Source organism: Azospirillum sp. TSO35-2, from assembly GCF_003116095.1.
GTDB lineage: Bacteria > Pseudomonadota > Alphaproteobacteria > Azospirillales > Azospirillaceae > Azospirillum.
Genome location: NZ_LGRA01000021.1, coordinates 1,241,338 through 1,265,740, shown reverse-complemented (window position 1 = coordinate 1,265,740; position 24,403 = coordinate 1,241,338). Strand labels below are relative to the sequence as shown.

The window sequence follows — 24,403 nt, the reverse complement described above, 5'->3', positions numbered from 1 at the left end:
CCAGGCAACCATCAGGCGCGGCGGCGCGTCTTGCGGCTGCGGTTGGGTGGCACCGCGGTGGAGGCGGCCTCCTCCGGGGTCGGCCAGACGTCGCGGTCGCCGCGCATCGGCAGACCGAACTCCTCGCCCTGGTCGGCCAGGCCCGGCTGCTCGCCCTGGTTGGCGATGCTCAGCACCGGCTCCACCGGTTCGGTGCGCTGCGCGGTCGCTTCGGGGCCGCCGGCCGGGTTCGGCTTCAGCGTGTCGAGGTAGTTGTCCTGGATCGCGATCTCTTCGCTGGCCAGTTCCCAGTGGGCGTCGGCCCGGCCGTCCGGACGGCCCTCATGTTCCCAGATCTCGTGCGCGCGCCGACGGATGCGGCTTTCCAAATCCTCGGCCATACGGGTCGTCTCCTTGTGGTGGGGCTTCGGGGGCGGGTGCGTCCCGCCGTCCCCTAATGAACCCCGCCACCCCCCGACGGTTCCGGGGCCGTGCCCGCTCCGCGATCAGGGCTTCTCCCGATTGCGCGGCGTGGCGTGGCGGCGACCGTTTCCCAAAGGCAACGCCTGCCCCGAAATCGCCATGGTTGCCATGCTTTCGCCGCTTGTCGTTTGAATTAATACCGTCGGAATGCTATTGGACCGAAATCAACCGGCGGTCCCGCGAATAGTGGCTGGGCCAAGCGACGGGACCGATATGTTGAGCATTCTTTGGCTGAACGCCTCTCCCTCCGTCCCCTCTTCCGGGGCGGTCGGCCGCATCCATGCCCGATCTTTCGTGAACCTCGCCCGCGGTGGCGCCGGCCTTTTGAGCGCCGCCCTGCTGGCCGGCGTCCTGGTCCTGCCGCCCAGCCATCCGGCCGGTGCGACCGAGACGCGCAACACCCAGCGCGCGGCCGCAACCACGCCGAAGCCCGCCAAGCCGGCCGCCGCAGCCAAGCCCGCCGCCACCCCGGCAAAGGTGGAGGCGAAGGCCGCCCCGGCGGCAGCACCCGCTCCCGCTGCCGCCGACACGGCGCCGGCCGACGGGCCGATCCTGCAGCTCGGCATCTACTCCGGCGATGGCGACGCTTGGTGGAGCTGGCAGAATCTGCAACGGCGCGAGCCGGAGCTGACCGCCGGACTGAGCGCGTCGGTGATGCTGCTGGACGGCAAGAGCGGTGCCGGCGGCGTGGCGCTCTACGCCCGTGTCGCTTCCGGCGCCGACCCCAAGGCGCTGTGCCGCAAGATCGTCGGCGCCGGGTTCGGCTGCCTCGCGGTCGACCGGCCGCCGCCCGGCGCCGCCCCGATCACCACCGCCAAGGCCGCAACGGACAAGGTTGCTGCGGACAAGCCGGGCGTCGGTCCGACCCCCAAGCCGGCGTCCGCACCGCCGGTGACGGTGGCCAAGGCGGAGGCGCCCGCACCGGCACCGGTTGCGCCGGCACCGGTTGCATCCGTCGCGGCGCCGGCCATGCCGGCTGCCGCCCCCGCTGCCCCGGCAAAGTCGCAACCGCCGACCGCGACCGTCGCCGTCGCACCGCCGTCGGCGGAAAAGGGGCCGGCGGAAAAGGGGCCGGCGGAAAAGACCCCGGCCGAGAAGGCGCAAGCGCCGTCGCCGGGAACCACGACGTCGATGCTGGCGCCGATCGGCTCGGCGGTCGCCGCTCCCATGGTGCCGGCGCCGCCGTCGGTGGCGACCGCCGTGGCGCCGCCCGACGGCACGATCATCTACAGCGAGGAAGACGCCCGCACGATGGCGGACATCGAGCAGCACAGCCGCCGCAAGGGCCGGCTGCGCTCGGTGATGCCGGATTCGCGCTACGACGTGATGCCGGCAACGCTGAAGAAGGAAAACTGGAACCTCTGCGCGCTGACCTTCGATGACGGGCCGCACCGCACGGTGACGCGGCAGGTGCTGGACATCCTGAACCGCGAAGGCGTGCGTGCCACCTATTTCCCGGTCGGCCGCATCGCCGAGAACCAGGGCGACCTGATCCGCGACTTCATCACCAGCGGACACGAGATCGGCAACCACAGCCTGACCCATTCCGACCTGCGCAAGATGGACGCCGCCGGGGCGCGCTTCGAGATCGCCGAGACCAACCGCATTCTGCGCGGCTTCGGCGCCAACCCGGTGCTGTTCCGCCCGCCGTACGGCCGCTATTCCGACGAGTTGCTGACCATCGCGCGGGAGGAGCATATGGGCTCCGTCCTGTGGTCGGTCGACACCCGCGACTGGAAGGTCCGCAACGCCGACAAGATCGTCAGCCAGATCAATCTGGCGGGCACGCCGGGCAACGTCTTCCTGATGCACTCCACCTACGCGACCACCGCGCAGGCGCTGCCCCGCGTCATCGCCGAGCTGCGGGCGAAGGGTTGCGAGTTCGTGACCCTGTCGGAATGGCTGGAGCGGGCGCGCACGCTGGCGCTGCCGAAGATCGTCAACGCCGACATGCCGTCACCGCCCGCCGCCGCCGCGACCGGCCGCCCGTAAGCGGCCAACCTCGGCGAACCCCCGACCAGGGCCGGGACCGCCTATTTGCCGGCGGCCTTGGCGTCCTGCTGCTTGCGGAGCTGGGCGTATTGGCGGATCACCGTGTCCACCTCGGTCGGCAGCATCGTCCAGGTGGCGGTCATCTTGCCGTCCTTGGTGTCGACCACCGACACGGTGGTGGCAAAGCTGAACTTGCCGGCGCCGTCATCGACCCGCACCGACACCCGCGCGTTCTGGCCGACGATCAGCGTCCCGTCGAAACCGCGGGCGACCAAGCCCTTGGACGTCAGCGAGGCGATGGGATAGCTCCGGCCGTCGAACTCGACGACGCTCACCATCCGGCGGGCCGGCTTGGACGTCTTCTTGTCGTCCACCGTCACCTTAAGGAAGTCGAAAAGCCCCATCGTCCGCCCCCAGAAAGCGCCGCCCGACCGGGCTGTCGCATCGACCGGCGGCGCGACACCGCCCGGTGGGCGATTTAAACGCGGACGACGCCCGTCGGGCAATCTATTCCTGGCGATTCAGAGGGCTGTTGGCGGAGACCCTGATGCCGTGTCAACGTCCGGCAGCACTGTGGATGGCCGTCCACGCCTGCTGCGCGCGCCGCACCCACAACAGGGTGAAAGGCAACAGAGTCACCAGAACCACCGTCATGCCCACCATCACCGACAGGGCGCCCAGCGCGTCCGACGACGGCAACCGCGCCGCCAGCGCGGCCAGCAGGTGCAGGGTCACGGCGGCCAACACGGTGGCTGCCAGCACCTGGGCGGCAAAGCTCGCCAGCAACCCAAGGCTGCCGACCCGTGTCGCGCCGTCGGTCCCCCGGCCCTGCCGGTCGGCACGGCCATCCTCGGACACGGCGGCGGAAACAGCGGCCGTCCAGCCAGGACGCACCGCTGGACGAACCGCCGGGTACGGCATGCCGGCTACTTCCCGCATGGGCACCTCCGCTTTGGCTTCCTCCGGCCCACTCCCCAAAGGCGGGGTGCCGAGGGTGGATGGCTGAAGGGATAGGGTCGGAAAACTATAGGACGCTTTTTTCGGCTTGGCTAAAATCCAAACCGATTACCTCCTTGTGCCGAGCGCGCGCCGGCTCCCCCCGAAAGTCCTGTACGACCAAACGCAGCCCCGGTGTGGAGCCGCTGTGCGCAACCGGACAGCCAGACCAAAGATTGCCGAGGCTGTCTCCACAGACCCTGTGGATAACTGTGTTGACAAAGCGTGGGCATTCCCGATTCGCCCGAGGCGATTCAAGGGTCTCGCGGTGTTTGCCCAAAAATAAGGCAAATCAAGCAAGTGCCTGATCCATAATGAAAAACTGAAGATCGGGGGCTCATAAGCCCTGGCGACGTGTCAACTGAAATCTGTCACATTCGGCCCGGTCAGTCGATTTCACACCCTGTTGTGCCCTGTTGACAACTGTCTCCTAGGCCATTGCACTATTGTTACGGGTGGGGCACCCTTCGTCCCCCACCCTATGACCTTTGGCCGGGTCTTATCCCGCAACTGCGAAGCCGTTCACGGTTCGGACACTGTTTTACGGCTCCGTTTTGGCCCAGCAACGCAGCACCTCCGCCACGCTCCACGCCTGGGAGATGCAGCCGCGCGGGGTGAACGGGGCCTCGGCGTCGAAGATCTCGCTGATGGTGCCGATGCCGGCCTCGTCCAGATGGGGCAGGAAGCCCTCCAGCAGCCGGCGGGCGCCCGTCTTGTCGTCCGGGTGCAGCTTCAGCCACGCATCGACATAGGCGCCGATCAGCCAGCCCCAGACGGTGCCCTGGTGATAGGCGGCGTCGCGCGCCCGCAGATCGCCGAAATATTTCGCCTTGTAGTCGCGGCAGCCCGGCGCCAGCGACCGCAGCCCGAGCGGGGTCAGCAGCCGGCTGCGCACCGTCTCCACCACCGGCTCCCACCGCGCGCGGTCGAGCACGGGATGGTCGAGCGAGATGGCGAAGATCTGGTTGGGCCGGCAGGCGATGTCGTCGCCATGCTCGCCATCGACGACGTCGAACAGGTGGCCGGCCGACGGGCACCAGAAGCGCGCGTTGAACGACGCCCTCGCCTGGTCGGCCAGCTCCTCCAGCGGGCGGGCGGCGGCCTCGCCGTCCTCCTCCCGCAGCCAGCCGGCGGTCAGGCGCAGCGCGTTGTGCCACAGGGCGTTGATCTCCACCGCCTTGCCGCGGCGGGGGGTGACCACCCAGTCGTCGACCTTGGCGTCCATCCAGGTCAGCTGGTAGCCCTCCTGGCCCTGGCGCAGCAGCCCGTCCCGGTGGTCGAGGCCGATGCCGAAGCGGGTGCCGCGGCGGTGATGGTCGATCACGTCGGCCAGCTTGGGCAGCAGCAGCCGCAGGGTGTCGCGGTCACCGGTGGCCTGAAGGTAGCGGTGCAGCGCGTGGAAGAACCACAGCGTCGCGTCGGCGGTGTGGTACAGCCCCTTGTCCTTGCCGTCGGGGAACATGTTGGGGATCAGGCCGTCGCGGATGTAATGGCCGAAGGTGTGCAGGATCCAGCCGGCCTCCATATGGCGGCCGGTGGCCAGCGTCAGCCCTTCCAGCGCGATCATGGTGTCGCGGCCCCAGTCGGTGAACCAGTGGTAGCCGGCGATCACCGTCCGCACCTCGTCGCCCTCGGCCCGCGCCCGCATCTGGTCGACGACGCGGCCGGCCGGCACGAACAGGAAACTGTCGGCGGACAGCACCAGCTCCGCCATGGCGCCGCTGCGCAGGCTGGGGTGGGCGTTCTGGATGATGCGGCGGCGGCGTTCCGTCTCGAACCCCAGCACGTCGGACGGCGGCAGCGCCTCCAGCCGCCACCAGTCCTCGGTCGCGGCGGCGAAGGTGATGCTCTGCCCGGCGCCAAGCTCGCCGCTGAAATAGCCCGGCGTCCACAGCGAGCCGCGGGCCTCATAGCCGCGCTCCGCCTCGACGCGGTAATAGACGTCGCGGCGGATGCCGCCGTCCAGCGTCATCGGGAAGTCGCCGCCTTCGATCGACATCCGCAGCACCGGCAGGTCGGGGCCGGCCGACACCTCGTAACGCTGGCCGGCGGCGGTGATGCGGTAGTCACGGGCGAGCGGGCGGTCCACCGCCGATTCCAGCGTGCGGAAGGCCAGCACCGGCCGCAGGCAAAGCTGCACCGGCGCCTTGGCCTCGATCACGCGGTAGGTGACGTGGACGATGTTCTGGCGATGCGGCAACACGATCTGCTTTTCGATCAGCACACCGCCGGCGCGGAACCGCCAGACCGGCAGGCCGGCCTCCATCCGGAATTCCTGCAGCGCCGCGGTCTGCCCGCCGCCGCTCGGCTCGCTGTGGCGACCGCCGCCGCCGCCGCCGTCGTCGCTGTTGCCATCGTCCCGGCCGCTCAGCCAGTAGGTGCGGCCGTCGCCATCGACGACGACGTCGCCCAGCCGGCTCAGCATCAGCACGCGGCCGAGCGGGGCCGGCAGCGCGGCGATCAGCAGCCCGTGATAGCGCCGGGTCACCGCCCCCGACACCGACCCCGACGCATAGCCGCCAAGCCCGTTCGCGACGAGCCATTCCCGGGTTTCGGCGCTGTCCGGAGCGGTGTTCAGGACGTCGCGCGACAGGGTGCGAACGAAATCAGCCATGGTGAACCTGCGATGGTTTCCGTTTCCTATCCTTGGGAAACCGCGATGACGGGGGTTGTGTTGCCCCCGGCCCCGTCGCTTTTTGTCGGAAAGTCGTGGGCGGGGCCCAGCACCAGCGCCGCATGGCCGGGCAGCCGCCACGCGCCGTCCGGCTGCTCCACCACCGCGGTGCCGCCGCCGCCATAGGCCGGCGCCTCGCTCGACCACAGCAGCGACCAGGCCCCGTCGCGCGGCGGCGCCAGCAGCGGTTCCGCCAGCGCCCGCAGGGTCAGGTCGCAGCCCAGGTTGACCAGCAGCAGGCGGTCGTCGCCCTCCTCATCCCCGAAGACGCGCAGGACGAAGGCCTCATCGCCCAGCACGGCGCCGTCCAGCCCGCCGACGCGTGGCGCGGCAAAGACCGGATCCTGCCGGCGCAGGCGCAGCAGGTCGCGGTGCAGCGCCCACACCCCGGCGTTGGCGTGCCGCTCGCGGTGGTCGAGCTTGGAGCGGATGAAGCTGTCCTCCGCCTGCGGTCTGGCGAGGCCGGCGCGCATCGCCGGCTCGGCGATGCTGGGAAACTGGGCCAGGAAGTCCGCCCGCCCCCGCTCGACCAGCACCGCCAGCTCCGGCTTGTGGTCGGCGAAATAGAGGAACGGGCTGCTCGACGCGAACTCCTGCCCCTGGAACAGCATCGGCGTGCCGGGACCGAGCAGCGTCAGCGCGGTCATCGCCCGCAGCCGCCCCGGCGTGGTCAGCGCGTGCAGCCGCAGGCCGCGGGCGGAATTGGCGATCTGGTCGTGGTTCTGCAGGAAGGTGACGAAGGCCGGCCGCGGCAGGCCGAAGGCCGGCATGCCGCGGCGCTTGCCCTGCCAGCCGTACCATTGCCCCTGGTAGAGGAAGCCGTGCTTCATCGCCGACACGAACTCCTGCGGGGTGCCGCGGTAGTCGGTGTAGTAGGCTTCGCTCCGGCCGGTCAGCGCCACCATGGCGGAATGGTGGAAATCGTCGTTCCAGATGGCGCAGAGCCTGCAGCCGCCCTCCTCGGCCGGCTTCACCATGCTGGCGTGCTGCGGCTCGTTCTCCCCCACCAGGATGGTGGCGCGCCCGCCGCCGGCCTTGCGCACGGTGCGTGAGATCTCGGTCAGGATGTGCGGTTCGCCGCGATCGAAGATCGATTGGGTGGCGTCCAGCCGCAGCCCGTCCAGATGGTACTCCTCGATCCAGAAGGCGGCGTTGGACAGGAAGAACTCCCGCACCGGCCCGGACTTGGGGCCGTCGAAGTTGATCGCCTCGCCCCACTCGTTCTTGTAGCGGTCGGTGAAGTAGTCGTCGGCGAAGCACTTCAGGTAATTGCCGTCCGGACCCAGATGGTTGTAGACGACGTCGAGAATGACGGCGAGCCCCAGCCGGTGCGCCTCGTTCACGAAGCGCCGCATGGCGTCGGCGTCGCCGTAGAGCCGGGTCGGCGCGAACAGGTTCACCCCGTCATAGCCCCAGCCGAAGCGGCCGGGAAACTCCGACACCGGCATCACCTCCAGCACCGTGACGCCAAGCTCCGCCAGCGCCGGCAGCTCCCGCCGGGCGGCATCCCAGTCGCCGTCCGGCGTGAAGGTGCCGATGTGCATCTCGTAGATCACCTGTCCGGCGATGGCACGGCCGCGCCAATCCTGGTCGGTCCAGGCGAAGCGGTGCGGATCGACCAGTTGCGAGGGACCATGCGGCCCGTCGGGCTGGAAGCGCGACATCGGGTCGGGATAGAGCGTCTCCCTGCCGTCCAGCCGGAAGCGGTAGAGTCCGCCGGCCTCCAGCCCCGGCACCGCGGCGGAGAAATAGCCGTTCCCTTCGCCGTCCAGCCCAGTCGTCCGCCCGTCCGGCTCGACCACCAGTTCGACCCGCGTCGCCTTCGGCGCCCAGACCCGCGCGTGGGCGCCGCCGGGCAGCAGTTCCACGCCGATGGGCCAGCGGCGCTTGACGGTGGCCTGCGCCTGTTCGACAGGCGGTACTGCGGCGGACATCTTCACGGCGATCGGCCCCCGGTGAGTGATGCGGACTTGCCTTGCGGGTATGGTCAACAGGGGCCGGGCGGCGTGGTCACGGGGCTGCCGGAAATTGTTTCGATGGCTATGGGTTTTGGCGGAAAGCCGGAACGAAGCCGTTCCCGGCAAGCTCCATCATCGCCACGTCGATCAGCGTCGCCTGGACCAGCAGCGCTTCGGCAAGCTCCTGCTTCTGGGCGTCGGATGCGCCGGCAAGGCCACCGCTGTCGCCCAGCGCACGCGCGGTCTGGGTGCGGACGGTGGCCAAGCGGACAGTGGCCGAGCGGACGGTGGCCGAGCGCGCGGCTGTCCGCGGTTCACCTGATCGCGAAGGTGGGTGCCGAGAATGTCGGTCTGGGCAACGGAGGGGATGATGATGCTCCATCCCTAACCATCGACGACCTGGACGGCGGCGCCGCCGCTTCCTAGTGCGTCGGGGCTAGCCGCCGCCTCCCGTCAAACCCGCTCGCCGAAGCTCCCCGCCGCGGCGTCGATCACCAGCGGATGGGCGCGCAGGGCGGTCAGCGCCGCTTCGACCTGGTCGTCGGCAACGTCCAGCGTCACGAACACGTCGGTGCGGTCGCCGTGTTCGGCGTCGCGTTCCTCGCGGGCGGTCTGGGTGACGGCGCCGAAGCGGTCGCGCAGCGCGCCGAGGATCTCGGCCTCGACACCGCGGCCGCGTTCGGCGGGATAGGCATAGATCAGTTCCATGGCCGCTCTCTCCCTTCCGGTTGTGGCCGTCGTTACGACTGGGGCGCGAAGACGACGCGCAGGCAGTCGTCGGCCTTGTCCTTGAACATGCGGTAGCCCTGCGGGCCGTCATCGAGCGACCAGCGGTGCGTCATCAGGTAGGACGGGTCCAGTTCGCCCTTCTCGATGTGCTCGAACAGGCGCTTGGCGTAGCGCTGGCCGTTCTGCTGGCCCATGCGGAAGGTCAGCGCCTTGTTCATCGCCGCCCCCATCGGGAACTTGTCGATCAGCCCGCCATAGACGCCGACGATCGACAGGGTGCCGCCCTTGCGGCAGCTCTCGATCATCTGGCGCAGCACCGCCGGCCGGTCGGTCTGCAGCCCGACCGCCTGCTTGGCCCGGTCGTACAGGTCCTCCACCGCGTTGGACGCGCTGTCGGCCTCCATGCCGACCGCGTCGATGCAGACATCCGGGCCGCGCCCGCCGGTCATCGCCTGCAGCGAGTCGAAGACGTCGACGCGGCTGTAGTCCAGCGTCTCCGCCCCCGCCTTCATCTGGGCGGCGCGCAGCCGGTCGGGGATGCGGTCGATGCCGATCACCCGCTCCGCCCCCAGCAGAAAGGCGCTGCGCATCGCCATCTGGCCGACGCCGCCGCAGCCCCACACCGCCACCACGTCGCCCGGCTTGATCCCGGCCATGTCGGCGGCCATGTAGCCGGTCGGCACGGCGTCGGACACGAAGACCGCCTTTTCGTCGCTGACGCCCTCGGGCACGCGGAAGCCGTTGAAGTCGGCGTAGGGGACGCGGATGTATTCGGCGTGGCTGCCGGCGTAGCCGCCGAAGGCGTGGCTGTAGCCGAAGATGCCGGCGCCGCAATGGCCGTAGGCGGTGCGGGCGTAGTCCGGGTTCGGGTTGGAGTTGTCGCACAGCGAGCTTTCGCCGTGCTGGCAATGCCCGCAATGGCCGCAACCGATCACCGACACGGTGACGATGCGGTCACCGCGGTTGAGGTGGCGGACCTCCGGCCCCTTCTCCACGATCTCGCCGAGGAACTCGTGGCCGATGATGTCGCCCGGCCGCATGGTCGGCACATAGCCGTCCAGCAGATGCAGGTCCGATCCGCAGGCCGACGACAGCGACACCTTGACGATGACGTCGTGCGGGTTGACCAGCACCGGGTCGGGCACCCGCTCCACCCGCAGGTCGTTGGTCCCGTTCCAGCAGAGCGCCCTCATTCCATCGCCTCCCCGAAACCGAAGCCGGTTCGCCCCGCTCCCCTTTGGCCATGCCCGCGCGGCTGGCGGTCGGTGGTCGACAGCTCCCCGGTTTCGATCCGCTGCTTCAGCCGCCACAGCGCCTCCTGCGCCTGGGCTTCCGGGGTCACGCCCAGCCGGGCGGCGACGTCGGTGGCCGGCACCCGGTAGACCAGGGTCAGCCGCACCTCGGTCCCGCGGTCGCCCGGCGCCGGCGCCAACATCAGCGAGGCGCGGTGCGGCAGCGCCGTCCCGCCCACCGTGTGCCAGGTCAGCAGCCGGTCCTCGTCGACGCGGTCGAGCACGCAGCGCCAGCGCAGCGGCTCATCCCCGCTTCCCCCATCGGCCGCGACCCACAGGCTTTCGGTGGCCGACAGCACGTCGACCCGGTCCAACTGCGGCATCAGCTTCGGCAGGTTGGCGAAATTGCGCCAGAAGCGGAAGACCACCGCCGGCTCCGCCGCGATGGTGACGACCGCCTGGGTCCGCTCCGGCGTCAGCGAGCGGCGCCGGGTGGCCGGGCCGTGGTTGCGCCAGGCGGCGGGATCGACCGACGGGCGCAGGGCCTTGTCGCCGAACGGCCGCAACCCCAGCGCGCCGGCGACGAACAGGCCGGCCCCGCCGAGCGCCAGCACCGCGCCGCTCCAGCCGGCCCGCCGCACCCCCAGCACCCCCAGCGCGGTGCCGCCCACCAGGGCGATCCACCGCTGCCCGCTTCCGGCCGGCTGGGCGCCGAGACGGCTCAGGCCGGCGCGGAAGGAGGTCGGCTCCGGCCACCGGCCGTGCCCGGTCAGACTGTTCGACGCCATCGCCGCTCCTTTCCCGATTGTCCAAATCACTTCGGACAGAGAACAGCCGGGTTGCGGCTTCGTTTCCTCCCGCCTCGTGCGCATCGGCACACGGCCTTGCGGCGGACCCGAAAGGGCCGGGCGGCAACCGGGGGGCGTTTCGCGTGTTACATCTCGATGGACGACCGAAAGGGAGGGACGGCCCCGTGCCCCTGCTGAACGCCACACTGGGCATCGCCGACGCCGAGGGCTTCCAGCCGCTGAGCCTGGAGACCGACCGCGGGCCGATCGAGGCGCGCTATTATCCCGCCGCCGGGGCCAACTTGGCCGCCCTGTGGGTCGGCGGCGTCGGCGGCGGCTTCGATACGCCGGCGCGCGGCCTGTACCCGCGGCTGTGCGCCGACCTGACGACGGACGGCGTCGCCTCGCTGCGCCTGCGCTTCCGTGATCCGCGCGACCTGGAGGAGGCGGTGTACGACGTGCTGTGCGGGCTGAGCTTTCTTGGCCGCCAGGGCATCCACCATGTGGCGCTGATCGGCCATTCCTTCGGCGGCGCCGTCGTCATCCAGGCGGCGGCGTCCAACCGGGGGGCGGTGTGCACGGTGATCACGCTGGCCACCCAGGGCTATGGGACGGAGCCGGTCCACGACCTGTCCTGCCCCATCCTGCTGATCCACGGCGAGGCGGACGAGATCCTGCCGCCCAGCTGCTCCATCCACGTCCACCGCAAGGCGCATGACCCGAAGAAGCTGGTGCTGGTGCCCGGCACCGGCCACGCGCTGGACGAGGCGGCGGAGGCGGTGTGCCGCGAGGTGCGCGACTGGCTGGGGGCGACGCTGCTGACGGGCCGGCTCTGAACGCCGGCCCCTTTATCGAGTTACCGGGGAACGCTCAGCTGTCCTTGGCCTTTTGCGTGTCGCTGATCGGCTGCACGCCGGCCGGCTGTTCCTGCTGTTGCTGTTGCTGCTGCTGCGGCTGCTTTTCCGGCGGCGGGTCGCGGCGCGGCGGGCCGGCCTTGACGTCGGCGTAGACCGCCTCGGCGATCTTCAGAAGCTCTTCCTTCGACAGCCGGCCGGCCAGCGCGTAGGCCAGCGGCCCTTCCACCCAATAGAAGGTGGAGACGTCGCCGTTCTGCGTGAAGCTGAACTTCGACGGGTTGCCGGCCTGCGGCGCGCCGACGAACAGGGTGATCCGCTTGTCGGCGTCGTTGACATACATGTACTGCGCACCGGCGCCGAGATCGGTCGGCAGCGAGCGCCCGCCGATCAGCCGGAAGCCGACGCGGCCGAGGTCCGGGCCGAACACGTCGCGGCCCATCCGCTTGGACAGCCAGCCGTTCAGCTCGTCCTGGTTGTCGGCGCCCAGTTCCACCTGGAAGCGTTCGTCGGAAGTGTAGAAGCGGTGGGCCTCCGTCGCCTCCTCCGCGAAGGTGGCCAGCGTCTGGCGCTGCTGGGCGATCGGGGCGGCGGCGCGCTGCTCCTCGCCACGGCCCAGCCAGCCGCCGGCGGCACCGGCGACCACCAGCATCACCGCCGCGGCAAAACGCACCAGCGGCCGGGCGTGCCAGGCCGGGCGGTTGTCGTTCAGCGCGATGCGGCCCTTCAGCCGGTCGGTCAGGTCATGGACGGCGTCGCTCGGCGGCTCGCGCAGGACCGTGTCGAACAGGTCGTGCAGCAGCGCCGACTGCAGCCGGTAGTCGTCGGCCCGCCGCGCCGCGTCGGGGTCGTCGGCCAGCCATCGTTCCACCGCCAGACGGCGGTTGCCGTCCAGTTGCCCATCCACATAGGCGTGGAGTTCGTCCTCTGTCACCCGATGCGCGTTCATCACTTCACCCGCCGGAGGGTGACGCCACCCTCGTTCGCCAGTTTCGCCCGCACCGCCTCCCGCGCCCGCGACAGGCGCGACATGACGGTCCCGATCGGCACGCCGAGCATGTCGGCGACCTCGTCGTACTTCAGGCCCTCCAGCGCCACCAGAAGCAGCACCTTGCGCTGGTCTTCCGGCAACTCCTCGACCGCGCGCATCATTTCGCGCAGTTCCACCCGCTCTTCCTGCCGGGCCGGTGTAACCAGCTTCGATTCGACGTCGGCGACGTCGACCTCCTGCGGCCGGGCGGCCTTGGAACGGACCTGATTGACGTGGACGTTGTGCAGGATGGTGAAAAGCCACGCCCGCAGGTTCGTCCCCGCCTGGAAGCTGTCGGCGCGCGCCACCGCGCGCGTCAGCGCTTCCTGCACCAGATCCTCCGCATCCGCGCCGTTGCGCAGCAACGCACGCGCGTAGCGCCGCAAGGACGCGATGTGGACTTCCAGATCGACCCCGAATTTGCTCAACCGCGCACCCGATCATTCGGATCACGCCACGGTTCACACCATGGCCTTCCCCCTCCGGCCGACGGACCGAACGGGACGACACGGCATCGCACATCCAAGGCCGGGCCGGCTCATCCGGCCTTGCGGCCAAAGATAAGGACCCGATGCATATGGGTGCGAACGCGCGCCGCGCATCCTTTATTCCAGACTTTGTCAGCCTTGCAGCAAAATTCCGACCGAACCGCCACGCTTGTGCCGAAAAGGCTTCAACCGGCCGCGTTGATGATCGGTGGGGACATCGATTCGGTGGGGATATCGATGATGCCGCATATTTGCCAATGCATTGGCGGCGTGGTGGGCCCGGCCGGATTCGAACCGACGACAACACCGTTATGAGCGGCGCGTTCTAACCGCTGAACTACAGGCCCTACCGCGGGGCGCACTTTGCGACAAAGCTTGGGGGAAATGCAACCCCTCGTTCTTTCGTTCGGGACGGGTCGATCCAAACGAAAACGGAGGCCGTAAGGCCCCCGTTTCGTTCGATCTTTCATCCCACCGGACGGTGTTCCGATCCGGCGTTCCCGGTCAGGTGTCCAGGAAGCTGCGCAGCTTGCGCGACCGCGACGGGTGCTTCAGCTTGCGCAGCGCCTTCGCCTCGATCTGGCGGATGCGCTCGCGGGTGACGTTGAACTGCTGGCCGACCTCTTCCAGCGTGTGGTCGGTGTTCATGCCGATGCCGAAGCGCATGCGCAGCACGCGTTCCTCGCGCGGCGTCAGTGAGGCCAGGACGCGGGTCGTCGTCTCGCGCAGATTCGCCTGGATGGCGGCGTCGAGCGGCAGGACGGCGTTCTTGTCCTCGATGAAGTCGCCGAGATGCGAATCCTCCTCGTCGCCGATCGGCGTTTCGAGGGAGATCGGCTCCTTGGCGATCTTCAGGACCTTGCGGACCTTCTCCAGCGGCATCATCAGCCGCTCCGCCAGCTCCTCGGGGGTCGGCTCGCGGCCGATCTCGTGCAGCATCTGGCGGCTGGTGCGGACCAGCTTGTTGATCGTCTCGATCATGTGGACCGGGATGCGGATGGTCCGCGCCTGGTCCGCGATCGACCGGGTGATGGCCTGACGGATCCACCAGGTGGCGTAGGTCGAAAACTTGTAGCCGCGCCGGTACTCGAACTTGTCGACCGCCTTCATCAGGCCGATGTTGCCCTCCTGGATCAGGTCCAGGAACTGCAGGCCGCGGTTCGTGTACTTCTTGGCGATCGAGATCACGAGGCGGAGGTTGGCCTCGACCATCTCCTTCTTGGCGCGGCTCGCCTCCTTCTCGCCCTTCTGGACGGTGGAGACGATGCGGCGGAACTCGTTGATCGGCAGGCGCGCTTCCTCGGCGACGTTGGAGATCGCCTCGCGCATCTTGCGGATGTCGCCGTCGTACTTCTCCGCGAACTTGCCCCAGGTCTTGGGATTCAGGCCGCGGATGCGCTCCAGCCAGTTCGGGTCCATCTCGTGGCCGACATACTGGTTCAGGAAGTCCTCGCGCTTCACCCGGCAGTCGGTCGCCATGCGCAGCAGGCGGCCTTCGAAGCCGGTCAGCTTGCGGTTCAGAATGTAGAGCTGCTCGACCAGCTGCTCGATGCGCTGGTTGTTCAGACGGACGGTGTTCATCAGCTCGACCATTTCGAGCTTCAGCTTGTCGTACTTCTTGTCCGTCTGCTTGGCGATGTCCTCGCCGCGCTGCATCGCGCCCATGCGGGCCTCGTGCAGCTTGTGCAGCTTGTCGTAGGTCGCCTTGATGTTCTCGAAGGTCTCGATGACCTGCGGCTTCAGCGCGGCTTCCATGGCGGACAGCGACAGGCTGTTCTCGCCCTCGTCGTCACCGTCGCCCTCTTCGCTCTCGCCTTCGGCGCGCGGCGGCGGCGGTTCGTCGCCCTCGGCGCCCTCGGGAGCGTCGGCGGCCGGCGCACCGGCGGTCTCGACCACCTCGGCCAGGCCTTCGGGGATCCCTTCGCCGTCCGGGCCGCCGCCATAGGTGGCGTCCAGATCGATGATGTCGCGGAGCAGCATCTTCCCTTCCATCAGGGAATCATGCCACTCCAGAATGGCGCGGATGGTCAGGGGCGATTCGCAGATCGCGCCGATCATCATCTCGCGGCCGGCTTCGATCCGCTTGGCGATGGCGATTTCGCCCTCGCGCGACAGCAGTTCGACCGAGCCCATCTCGCGCAGATACATGCGCACGGGGTCGTCGGTGCGGCCGATGTCGTCGTCGTCGAGGTTGCCCGACGACCGGCCTTCGCCGTCGCCGCTGCTCTCGGCGCCGTTCTCCGAGTCCTGCTCTTCCGATTCGACGATGTTGATGCCCATTTCGGACAGCATCGCCATCGTGTCTTCGATCTGCTCGGACGAGGACGAATCCTGCGGCAGCGCTGCGTTCAGCTCGTCATAGGTGACATACCCGCGCTCCTTGCCGCGCGCGATCATCTTCTTGACGGCCAAACCCATGCCGTCCATCAGAGGACCGTCGGCGGATTCCTCCCGCGTTTCGGAAACTTCCACGCTGTTCGCAGCTTTCGTGGCCATGCGATCGGTGCCCCCGCATTACCCCATTGAAAAAAGACGAAAGGAGCGCTCGGTCCCGGTTGCCCGGACCGTCCGCCCCACCCCCCAACCTTGCAACTGTCCTGAACCCGCCATGCGGCTCCGTCCCATCAACCAACGACTGCGCCGACGACGCCGCAGCGTCAACAGCTAGTCATCGTCAAAGTCACCGTCATCCGTCATACCCAGTCCGGACTTTATGACCTCCTGCTGAAGAGCCGCGACACGAGCAAGATTGGCCTCGTTCGTGTCCCGCTTCAGAGCCGCCTTCGCCTCCCTAAGGTCGTCGAGCACCCGCTCATGATGCAGATGCCGCCACGCCGGCCACCATCCCCGTCGCGCATCCTCGGTGGACGCGTCCGGGCGGGCAAATCCGGCATGGTTATAGGTCGACTCGCCTAGCAAAGCGCCGACCATTGTCTCATGGCCGGCGGATGACAAGTGGCGACAAAGCGCTGCCGCGTCAAGTGTCGAGTCGCGGTTGTGGTCATCGGAGAGGCATTCGATGACCGCCCAGCGCAGTTTTTCCAGCTCCGGGTCACCGAACGGCAACAGGCCCAGCGGCTCCGCCAACTCGCCGAACAACTCGGGATGGTTGATGATGGTCGCCAGCAGAATCCGTTCGCGCATCGACGCAAGGCGGGAGGCGCGGCCGCGCCCCTCCCCCGCCGGCTTCGAGGTCAGGCGCCCGGGCGTGCCCGGCACATGGCGGCGCTGCGGTTCGCCGAAACGGCCGCGCGGCTGCCAGGGGGCCCGGGTGTAGCTCGGACGCACCGGGGCAAAGGCCTCGTCGACGCGGCGGCGCATCTCGGTGCGGTAGAAGCTCTGGACGTCGCGGTCGGCGATGGTGGCGACGCGGGCCTCCAGCGCCGCCTTCACCGCGGCCTTGGCCTCCGGCGTGTCGGTCGGCCGCCCTTCGCTCTCCATCCGCCACAGCGCGTCGGACAGCGGGATGGCGGCCTCCAGCAGGGCGCCCATCGCCTTCGGTCCCTGGGCGCGGATCAGGCTGTCGGGGTCCTCGCCCTCCGGCAGGAAGGCGACGCGGGCCGACTGGCCGGGGGCGAGGTGCGGCAGGATGCGCTCCACCGCCCGCCACGCCGCCCGCCGGCCGGCGTTGTCGCCGTCGAAGCAGAGGAACGGCACCTTTTCCGCCGCCGGAATCAGCTTCCACAGCTCCTGCACCTGGGTTTCGGTCAGCGCGGTGCCGAGCGGCGCCACCGCCCCCTCGAAGCCGGCGCGCACCAGGGCGATGACGTCCATGTAGCCTTCGGCGACGATCACCGGCTTGCCGTCCGCCGCCGCCTGCCGCGCCCGCGACAGGCCGTAGAGCAGCGTGCCCTTGTGAAAGAGCGGAGTGTCGGCGGTATTGACGTATTTCGGCCCGTCGCCCTCCAGGATGCGCCCGCCGAAGGCGACCACCTGCCCGCGGCGGTCGGTGACCGGGAACATGACGCGGTTGCGGAAGAAGCTGTAGGGCGCGCGGCCGTCGTCCGGCCGTTTGAGCAGCCCGGCGTTGAGCATGTCGTCGTCGGAAAAGCCCTGGCGGCCGAGATGCTGGCGCAGCGCCCCCGAATCGCCGGGCGCGAAGCCCAGGCGGAAGCGCGCGATGGTGTCGCCGTCCAGCCCGCGGCGCTGCAGATAGTCGAGTCCCGCCCGGCCGGCCGAGCTGTGGAGCTGTTGTTCGAACCAGCGGGCGGCCTGCTCGACCAGATCATGCAGGGTCTTGCGCTTCTCGTAGCGCTGGCGGTCCTCCTCGGTCGGCCGCGGCACCGGCAGCCCGGCCTCCCCGGCCAGATGCTCGACCGCCTCGGGGAAGCCGAGATTGTCGTGGCGCATGACGAAACCAATGACGTCACCGTGGGCGCCGCAGCCGAAACAATGAAAAAAGCCTTTCTGGTCATTGACGTAGAAAGACGGCGACTTTTCATTGTGGAAGGGGCACGGCGCCTTGAACTCGCGGCCGGCGCGGATCAGGCGCAGCCGCTTGGACACCACCTCCGACAGGGCCAGCCGGCTGCGCAGTTCCTCCAGGAATTGGGGCGGGAAGGCCATGGTCGGTCGGTCACCGGGTCGCGTTGGGCGCTAGGCTATAGCAGAACAGCAATATGGGCACCAGGAACGCCGGCACCAACGGCGCGGGCGGGGTGCGGCTTGCGGGCGGGGCGAGCCTTGCCCCGGGCCCGAGTCGCCCACCTGCCGCAAGGGCCGGCCTACTTGCCGGACAGCCGCTGCTTCACCAGGCCGCCGGCCTTGGCGAAGTCCATCTGGCCGGCGTGGCGGGCCTTCAGCTCGGCCATCACCCGGCCCATGTCCTTGATGCTCGTGGCCTCCAGCTCGGCGACGATGCCGTCGATGGCGGCCGCCGACTCCTCCTCGGTCATCTGCTTGGGCAGGAAGCCTTCGATGACGGCGATCTCCTCGCGCTCCTGCTGGGCGAGTTCGGGGCGGCCGCCCTGGTCGTACATCGTCGCCGACTCGTTGCGCTGCTTGATGAGGCCCTGCAGCATCGACAGGATCTCCGCCTCGTCGATGCCGTCGGTCACTCCGCGGGTGCGGGCGGCGATGTCGCGGTCCTTCAGGGCGGCCAGAACCATGCGGATGGTCGACACCGCGCGCATGTTCTTGGCGCGCATCGCATCCTTCAGGGAGTCGTTCAATCGCGTGCGCAGCTGCATGTCCTGTCTTCCTTTTCCGTCGTTCCGGCCGCCCCGCCTGCATGGCCGGCGCCGGAGGAGGCCGACTATTTCGAAAACGCCCGCCGATTGCCACGGCAAAAGCGGGCGCCGTGGCGGAAGCGGACCGAAGCCGCCCGCCGCAACGCCGCCCTGCAAAGCATTTGCTGGAAATCCGGCGGCCAATCGTCATATAGGATGTCCGGCCCACCCGATCAGCCCACTCGATCCCGCTCCCCGTCTTTTTCGGCGGAGGTGGGGTGCGAGCGGGTACGTGTGCGCGCCCGGCGGGACGCTTGGCCGTCGCCGTTCCGCCGATCACCCGTTCCGTCGCCGGCCGCGGTTTTTTGGGAAGGTCCACTGGAATGACTGTCGCCACGCCCCCCTCCGACAATGCGGTTCACACCGGCGTGCTGGTTCTGGCCGACGGCACGGTGTTCCGCGGCCGAGGCATCGGCGCCGTGGGGGATTCGGTGGGCGAGGTGTGCTTCAACACCTCGATGACCGGCTACCAGGAAATCCTGACCGACCCCAGTTACGCCGGCCAGATCATCACCTTCACCTTCCCGCACATCGGCAACACCGGCGCCAACCCGGAGGACATCGAGACGGTGACCCCGGCGGCGCGCGGCCTGATCCTGCGCGCCGACATCACCGACCCGTCGAACTGGCGTGCCACCCGCCACCTGGACGACTGGCTGAAGAGCTTCGGCTTGGTCGGGCTGGCCGGCGTCGACACCCGGCGCCTGACCCGCCGCATCCGCGATCTCGGCGCGCCCAACGGCGTCGTCGCCCACGCGCCGGACGGCAAGTTCGACATCGAGGCGCTGGTCGCCAAGGCCAAGGGCTGGCCGGGGCTGGAGGGCATGGATCTGGCCAAGGACGTGTCCTGCCGCCAGACCTACGACTGGACCGAGGCCGGCTGGACCATCGGCGGCGGCTACGCCACCCAGGACAAGCCGCAGTACCACGTCGTCGCCATCGATTACGGCGCCAAGCGCAACATCCTGCGCTGCCTCGCCGCGGCGGGCTGCAAGGTGACGGTGGTGCCGTCGACCGCGACGGTCGAGGACGTGATGCGCCACCAGCCCGACGGCGTCTTCCTGTCCAACGGCCCCGGCGATCCCGCCGCGACCGGCGAATACGCCGTGCCGACGATCAAGGGGCTGCTCGACACCGGCGTGCCGATGTTCGGCATCTGCCTGGGCCACCAGATGCTGTCGCTGGCGCTGGGCGCCAAGACCACCAAGATGCAGCAGGGCCACCGCGGCGCCAACCATCCGGTGAAGGACCTCGCCTCCGGCCGGGTGGAGATCACCAGCCAGAACCACGGCTTCGTCGTGCTGCCGGACACCCTGCCGGCCGACGCCGAAGTGACCCATGTCAGCCTGTTCGACGGCACCAACGAGGGCATCCGCCTGAAGGGCAAGCCGGTCTTCTCGGTGCAGTACCACCCGGAAGCCTCGCCCGGCCCGCAGGACAGCCATTACCTGTTCGACCGCTTCGTCCAGCTGATCGCCGAGAAGAAGGCGGCCTGAGGCGACATCCCGGACCACCGGCAGAAAAAAGGGGGGAGCCACGGCTCCCCCCTTTTCTGTCCGGGGCGTCGCGCTATGGGGTGCCCGGATCCTTACCGGCAGGGCCAGTCGGGCCGGCGGCACCGGCCGGCTTGTTGCGGGGCTGGACCCGCTGGATGCCGCCGTAGCAGGTGGTGCCGCCCCGCCCGCCCGGCGAGCCGGCGGGCTGGCCATAGTCGGTGCAGTCTGCGGATTGACCGGCAGCCTTTCCGGCTGTCTTCTGGTCCTGTGGCTGTGGTTTGCGATCGTCCACAGTGACCTCCCAGAGGTTGCGGACCGCAATCGTCGCGGTCCCTCCAAGATTGCCAACATGGGGCAAGCCCGCCCGTTCCGAACGACATGCCTCGTCTGTTTGCACCCACGCCCAAGCCTCCGCCCGGGTCCAAGCCGACGCCGGCCGATGAGGCGCGGCCCGCCTGCCCGCTGTGCGGCCGGCCGATGGTGGCGGGGCCGAGCCTGAACGAGCATCACCTGATGCCGCGGACCTACGGCGGGCGCGACACGGTGACGATGCACCGCATCTGCCACGCCAAGATCCACGCTGCGCTGACCGAGCAGCAGTTGCGCGACCACTATCACGACATCGACAGCCTGCGCGGCCATCCCGACATCGCCGCCTTCATCCGCTGGGTCCGCCGCAAACCGCCGGAGTTCATCGACGGCCACGCCACCGACAAGCGGCGGCGCAAGCGCTAGAGTCTGCCGGATGCTTGCTGAAGCATCCGACAGACTCCAGGCTTTTGTTTTTCCGTGTGATTCACGCTTCAAGCGATTCCGCTTGAACCGATCACACTCTAGCCGCGCCGCATCACTTGCTTCTGGCTGGGTTTCGGCAGGTAGTTGCGGGCCTCGCCGTTGCAGACCCGGCTGACCCGCTCATACTCCTCGGCGGTGTCGACCTGGGCCTGGCGGCGATCGCGCTCGCGGCCGAACTCGCTCATGATGCTGCGCATCGCCGCTTCCAGCGGCCGGCGGACCGCCGCCATCGCCTGGTTCTGGCTGCGCGAGCGCACCGGCCCCATGCCGGCAACCACCGCGGCCAGCCGGCTGCGGATCTGCGGCGTGACCTCGCGCAACAGCGCCTCGTCCACCGCGATGTGCCGCATCTCGTGCGCCAGCACCTCGCCATGCAGGCAACTGTCCACCGGGATCTCGCGGGCGACATGGACGGTGCGCTGCTGGAAGCCGAAGGCGATGGTGACGGCGCTGGGGGCGGCGCAATAGGTGCCGTCGCTCAGCGTCTTGAACAGGGCGGAGACCTGCGACTGCTCGCCATAGCGCGCCAGCGTCAGCCCCAGCACATGACCGCTGGCGGTGCCGACCGGCCCGGCCGAGCGTCCGGGCAAGCGGGTGAGCTGGACCACCGTCAGGCCGTCGTCGCGCTGGATCGGCGCCAGCGTGGTGTCGAGGATCAGCTTCGGCGCCGGGAATTCGCCGCACACGCCGGCCTGCGCCGCCGCCGGCTGGGCGGACAGCGCACCGGACAGGACGCCGGCGAAAAGACCGGCGAGGGCGAGGAACAGGCGGCGAACGGTCATCCCACCACAGTTAACAGGAAACCGTCCGCCGACAAGAGACATGAAGGGTAATTGACACCGGCGCGATGGTGCCCGATGCGCCGCCCCAACCGGCGCCCAACCCCACTCAGTGCTTCGACGGGAACAGGAAGCGCGCCTTCAGCGTGCCTTCGATGGCGCGCAGATCGTTGGTGACCTCCAGCTCCTCGACGTCGCCGTTGACGTCGACCACCACATAGCCCAGCTCCGGATCGGTCTGGAGATACTGGGCGGCGATGTTCAGGTCGCGGCCGGAGAACACCTCGTTCACCTTGCGCAGCATGCCCGGACGGTTCTCGTGGACGTGCAGGAAGCGGGTGCAGCCGGCCTGGACCGGCAGCGCCACCTGCGGGAAGTTCACCGCGCCGACGGTGGAGCCGTTGTCCGAATACTCGATCAGCTTCTGCGCCACCTCGGTGCCGATGTTGGCCTGCGCCTCCATCGTCGACCCGCCGATGTGCGGGGTCAGGATGGCGGTCTTGATGCCGCGCAGCGCGCTCTTGAACTCGTCCTTGTCGGACCCCGGCTCGACCGGGAAGACGTCGATGGCGGCGCCCAGGACGTGGCCGGAGGTCATCGCGGCGGCCAGCGCCTCGATGTCGACGACCTGCCCGCGGGCGGCGTTGATCAGGTGGCTGCCCTTTTTCATGGTCGCCAATTCGCGCTTGCCGATCATGTTGCGGGTCTGGGCCGTGTCGGGAACGTGCAGCGTCACCACGTCGGAGACCGACAGCAGCTCCTCCAGCGAGTCGCAGGCCCGCGCGTTGCCCAGCGCCAGCTTGCGCACGACGTCGTAGAAGCGGACCTGCATGCCCATCGCCTCGGCCAGGATCGACACCTGGGTGCCGATGTGGCCGTAGCCGACGATGCCCAGCGTCTTGCCGCGGATCTCGTAAGAGTCCTTGGCCGACTTCATCCAGCCGCCGCCATGGACCAGCGCCGACTTCTCGAAGATGCCGCGCATCAGCATGATGATCTCGCCGATCACCAGCTCGGCCACCGACCGGGTGTTGGAGTAGGGCGCGTTGAAGACCGGGATGCCCTGGCGCCGCGCCGCCTTCAGGTCGACCTGGTTGGTGCCGATGCAGAAGCAGCCGACCGTGATCAGCTTGTTCGCCGCCTCCAGCACCTTGGCGGTCAGGTGGGTGCGCGAGCGGATGCCCAGGATGTGGACGGAGCCGATGCGCTCCAGCAGCTCCGACTCGTCCAGCGCGCGGGGCAGCCGCTCGACGGTGGCGTAACCGCCGCGGGCCAACTCGTCGATGGCGTTGTCGTGGACCCCTTCCAGCAGAAGGATGTTGATCTTGTCCTTGGAGAGCGAGAGCTTGGTCACGGCCGGCATCCGTTCAGGTCATCGGCCCGGCGACGGAGCGACGGGCCACGGAAAAGCGAGCGCGCAAGGTAATCCCAACCGCCCGCCTTGTCACCCCGGCGATGGTGCAACGCCGCGCCGCATTCCGCATGCCGGATTGGCGCGCCGCGCGGGTTGGGTGTATCTGTCGGCCGACCGGTTAACCTGGAAGACAGCCATGAGCGACGTGACGAACAGCGACGTGACGATCTACCACAACCCGCGTTGCAGCAAGTCGCGCGAGACGCTGGAGCTTCTGCGCTCCCGCGGCGTCGAGCCGACGGTGATCGAGTATCTGAAGACCCCGCCGACCGCGGCGGAGCTGGCCGCCCTGCTGGCCAAGCTGGGCAAGGAGCCGCGCGCCATCACCCGATCGAAGGAGGCGGCGGAGGCCGGCATCGCCAAGGATCTCGACGGTGACGCCCTGATCGCCGCGCTGTCGGCCAACCCAGGCGCGATCGAACGCCCGATCGTGGTCAAGGGTGACCGCGCCCGCCTCGGCCGCCCGCCGGAGTCGGTGCTGGAGATCCTGTAACACACCCCCCTGCCCCATCCGCCCCCTCTCCGGAGCCCGCCCGCCGTGACCACCAAGCACACCGCCGCCGCCGCAGCCGCCGAGTTGAAGACCATCCGCGATTTCCTGCGCTACGGCGTCAGCCGCTTCAACGAAGCCGACCTCGATTACGGCCACGGCACCACCACCGCCTTCGACGAGGCGGTGTTCCTGGTGCTGGAAACGCTGCACCTGCCGGTCGACCAGCTCGCCCCCTACATCGACGCCCGGCTGACCGCGGCGGAGCGCGAGGCGGTGGCCGGCATTCTCCACACCCGGATCGACACCCGCAAGCCGGCGCCCTACCTGCTGAACAAGGCCTACATCCAGGGCATCCCCTTCTATGTCGACGAGCGGGTGATCGTCCCGCGCTCCTACATCGGCGAGCTGCTGTTCTCCGACCTGTTCGGCGGCGACGACTTCACCATCGTCGAGGATCCGACCTCGGTGGAGCGGGTGCTGGATCTCTGCACCGGCTCGGGCTGCCTCGCCATCCTGGCCGCCCGCATCTTCCCGGAGGCGCAGGTCGACGCCGTCGATCTCTCCGCCGACGCGCTGGAGGTGGCGAAGCGGAATGTCGCCGACAGCGGGTTCGAGGACCGCATCACCCTGCACCAGGGCGACCTGTTCGCGCCGCTGAAGACGCGCAAGTACGACGTCATCATCACCAACCCGCCCTACGTCGACGCCGAGGCGATGGCCGCCCTGCCGCCGGAGTTCCGCGCCGAACCGGCGATGGCGCTGGCCGGCGGCGACGACGGGCTCGACATCGTCCGCCGCATCCTGAAGGAAGCGCCCAAGCACCTGACCCCCGAAGGCGGCCTGCTGTGCGAGTTCGGCACTGGCCGCGAGATCCTGGAGGCGGAATACCCGCATCTGGATTTCCTGTGGCTGGAGACGGCGAACAGCTTCGGCGAGGTGTTCTGGCTGACCCGCGACCAGTTGAAGGCCGGGAAGTAAGGGCGGGCGTCCGCAGG

At 69.1% G+C, this 24,403-nt stretch carries 22 protein-coding genes and 1 tRNA gene; 6 read left to right on the top strand and 17 right to left on the bottom strand.

The features are described 5' to 3' along the window. Positions 1-11: 11 nt before the first annotated feature. Positions 12-380 (bottom strand): DUF2934 domain-containing protein, encoded by a 369-nt coding sequence (locus TSO352_RS21860; RefSeq protein WP_109109325.1) that lies wholly within the window; start codon positions 378-380, stop codon positions 12-14. 295 nt (positions 381-675) lie between these two features. Here TSO352_RS21860 and TSO352_RS21855 point away from each other — a divergent pair, with 295 nt between their 5' ends. Beyond that, on the top strand, positions 676-2,454 hold the full coding sequence (locus TSO352_RS21855) for a polysaccharide deacetylase family protein (RefSeq protein ID WP_109109324.1): 1,779 nt from the start codon (positions 676-678) through the stop codon (positions 2,452-2,454). Positions 2,455-2,495: 41 nt separating this feature from the next. Here TSO352_RS21855 and TSO352_RS21850 read toward each other — a convergent pair whose 3' ends face one another. The 8 genes from TSO352_RS21850 to TSO352_RS21815 all read right to left on the bottom strand — a co-directional run bounded on the left by TSO352_RS21850 (position 2,496) and on the right by TSO352_RS21815 (position 10,831). Further along, complete coding sequence (locus TSO352_RS21850; protein ID WP_109109323.1) at positions 2,496-2,858, bottom strand: hypothetical protein; 363 nt, start codon at positions 2,856-2,858, stop codon at positions 2,496-2,498. Positions 2,859-3,009: 151 nt separating this feature from the next. Continuing rightward, entirely contained in the window at positions 3,010-3,393 is a 384-nt protein-coding gene (locus tag TSO352_RS21845) for a hypothetical protein (RefSeq protein WP_109109322.1), read from the bottom strand. Between the two features lie 598 nt (positions 3,394-3,991). Next, the gene (locus TSO352_RS21840) at positions 3,992-6,064 is read right to left on the bottom strand and encodes an amylo-alpha-1,6-glucosidase (protein ID WP_109109321.1); all 2,073 of its coding nucleotides are present in this window, start codon (positions 6,062-6,064) and stop codon (positions 3,992-3,994) included. Between the two features lie 26 nt (positions 6,065-6,090). Further along, complete coding sequence (gene treZ / locus TSO352_RS21835; RefSeq protein ID WP_247872301.1) at positions 6,091-8,058, bottom strand: malto-oligosyltrehalose trehalohydrolase; 1,968 nt, start codon at positions 8,056-8,058, stop codon at positions 6,091-6,093. Between the two features lie 106 nt (positions 8,059-8,164). Beyond that, on the bottom strand, positions 8,165-8,347 hold the full coding sequence (locus TSO352_RS21830; protein ID WP_109109320.1) for a hypothetical protein: 183 nt from the start codon (positions 8,345-8,347) through the stop codon (positions 8,165-8,167). Between the two features lie 188 nt (positions 8,348-8,535). Then, the gene (locus TSO352_RS21825; RefSeq protein ID WP_109109319.1) at positions 8,536-8,790 is read right to left on the bottom strand and encodes a hypothetical protein; all 255 of its coding nucleotides are present in this window, start codon (positions 8,788-8,790) and stop codon (positions 8,536-8,538) included. 32 nt (positions 8,791-8,822) lie between these two features. Further along, a complete protein-coding gene (locus TSO352_RS21820) occupies positions 8,823-10,004 on the bottom strand; it encodes a zinc-dependent alcohol dehydrogenase (protein WP_109109318.1) in 1,182 nt (393 codons plus the stop codon). Next, positions 10,001-10,831 (bottom strand): SRPBCC family protein, encoded by an 831-nt coding sequence (locus TSO352_RS21815; RefSeq protein WP_109109317.1) that lies wholly within the window; start codon positions 10,829-10,831, stop codon positions 10,001-10,003. Before TSO352_RS21815 ends, TSO352_RS21820 begins: the two co-directional genes overlap by 4 nt. A gap of 185 nt (positions 10,832-11,016) precedes the next feature. Here TSO352_RS21815 and TSO352_RS21810 point away from each other — a divergent pair, with 185 nt between their 5' ends. After that, complete coding sequence (locus tag TSO352_RS21810) at positions 11,017-11,667, top strand: dienelactone hydrolase family protein (RefSeq protein WP_109109316.1); 651 nt, start codon at positions 11,017-11,019, stop codon at positions 11,665-11,667. A gap of 34 nt (positions 11,668-11,701) precedes the next feature. On the opposite strand, the gene TSO352_RS21805 is transcribed toward TSO352_RS21810, so the two are convergent. The 6 genes from TSO352_RS21805 to TSO352_RS21780 all read right to left on the bottom strand — a co-directional run bounded on the left by TSO352_RS21805 (position 11,702) and on the right by TSO352_RS21780 (position 18,392). Continuing rightward, positions 11,702-12,634 carry an anti-sigma factor gene (locus TSO352_RS21805; RefSeq protein WP_109109315.1) on the bottom strand — a complete coding sequence of 311 codons (933 nt, stop codon included), beginning with the start codon at positions 12,632-12,634 and terminating at the stop codon, positions 11,702-11,704. Continuing rightward, the gene (locus TSO352_RS21800) at positions 12,634-13,143 is read right to left on the bottom strand and encodes a sigma-70 family RNA polymerase sigma factor (RefSeq protein ID WP_109109314.1); all 510 of its coding nucleotides are present in this window, start codon (positions 13,141-13,143) and stop codon (positions 12,634-12,636) included. The genes TSO352_RS21805 and TSO352_RS21800 overlap by 1 nt, the downstream gene beginning before the upstream one ends. A 331-nt stretch (positions 13,144-13,474) precedes the next feature. Further along, a tRNA-Ile gene (locus TSO352_RS21795) sits at positions 13,475-13,550 on the bottom strand. A gap of 157 nt (positions 13,551-13,707) precedes the next feature. Then, positions 13,708-15,699, bottom strand: coding sequence for an RNA polymerase sigma factor RpoD (gene rpoD / locus TSO352_RS21790; protein WP_109109313.1), 1,992 nt, complete (start codon positions 15,697-15,699; stop codon positions 13,708-13,710). A 168-nt stretch (positions 15,700-15,867) separates the two neighbouring features. Continuing rightward, positions 15,868-17,769, bottom strand: a complete 1,902-nt coding sequence (dnaG, locus tag TSO352_RS21785; protein ID WP_109109312.1) for a DNA primase — start codon at positions 17,767-17,769, stop codon at positions 15,868-15,870. Between the two features lie 158 nt (positions 17,770-17,927). Further along, positions 17,928-18,392, bottom strand: coding sequence for a GatB/YqeY domain-containing protein (locus tag TSO352_RS21780; RefSeq protein ID WP_109109311.1), 465 nt, complete (start codon positions 18,390-18,392; stop codon positions 17,928-17,930). A gap of 362 nt (positions 18,393-18,754) precedes the next feature. Here TSO352_RS21780 and carA point away from each other — a divergent pair, with 362 nt between their 5' ends. Both carA and TSO352_RS21770 read left to right on the top strand, forming a co-directional pair. Beyond that, complete coding sequence (gene carA, locus TSO352_RS21775; protein ID WP_109109310.1) at positions 18,755-19,927, top strand: glutamine-hydrolyzing carbamoyl-phosphate synthase small subunit; 1,173 nt, start codon at positions 18,755-18,757, stop codon at positions 19,925-19,927. A gap of 378 nt (positions 19,928-20,305) precedes the next feature. After that, positions 20,306-20,662, top strand: coding sequence for a restriction endonuclease (locus tag TSO352_RS21770; protein WP_109109309.1), 357 nt, complete (start codon positions 20,306-20,308; stop codon positions 20,660-20,662). A 98-nt stretch (positions 20,663-20,760) separates the two neighbouring features. Here the strand turns inward: TSO352_RS21770 and TSO352_RS21765 are convergent, their stop codons facing one another. After that, on the bottom strand, positions 20,761-21,504 hold the full coding sequence (locus TSO352_RS21765; RefSeq protein ID WP_109109308.1) for a hypothetical protein: 744 nt from the start codon (positions 21,502-21,504) through the stop codon (positions 20,761-20,763). A gap of 106 nt (positions 21,505-21,610) precedes the next feature. Continuing rightward, positions 21,611-22,855, bottom strand: a complete 1,245-nt coding sequence (gene serA, locus TSO352_RS21760; RefSeq protein WP_109110788.1) for a phosphoglycerate dehydrogenase — start codon at positions 22,853-22,855, stop codon at positions 21,611-21,613. Positions 22,856-23,051: 196 nt separating this feature from the next. Here serA and arsC point away from each other — a divergent pair, with 196 nt between their 5' ends. Both arsC and prmB read left to right on the top strand, forming a co-directional pair. After that, on the top strand, positions 23,052-23,408 hold the full coding sequence (gene arsC / locus TSO352_RS21755) for an arsenate reductase (glutaredoxin) (protein WP_109109307.1): 357 nt from the start codon (positions 23,052-23,054) through the stop codon (positions 23,406-23,408). Between the two features lie 45 nt (positions 23,409-23,453). Further along, entirely contained in the window at positions 23,454-24,386 is a 933-nt protein-coding gene (gene prmB, locus TSO352_RS21750) for a 50S ribosomal protein L3 N(5)-glutamine methyltransferase (RefSeq protein ID WP_109109306.1), read from the top strand. The last annotated feature ends 17 nt before the right edge of the window (positions 24,387-24,403 follow it).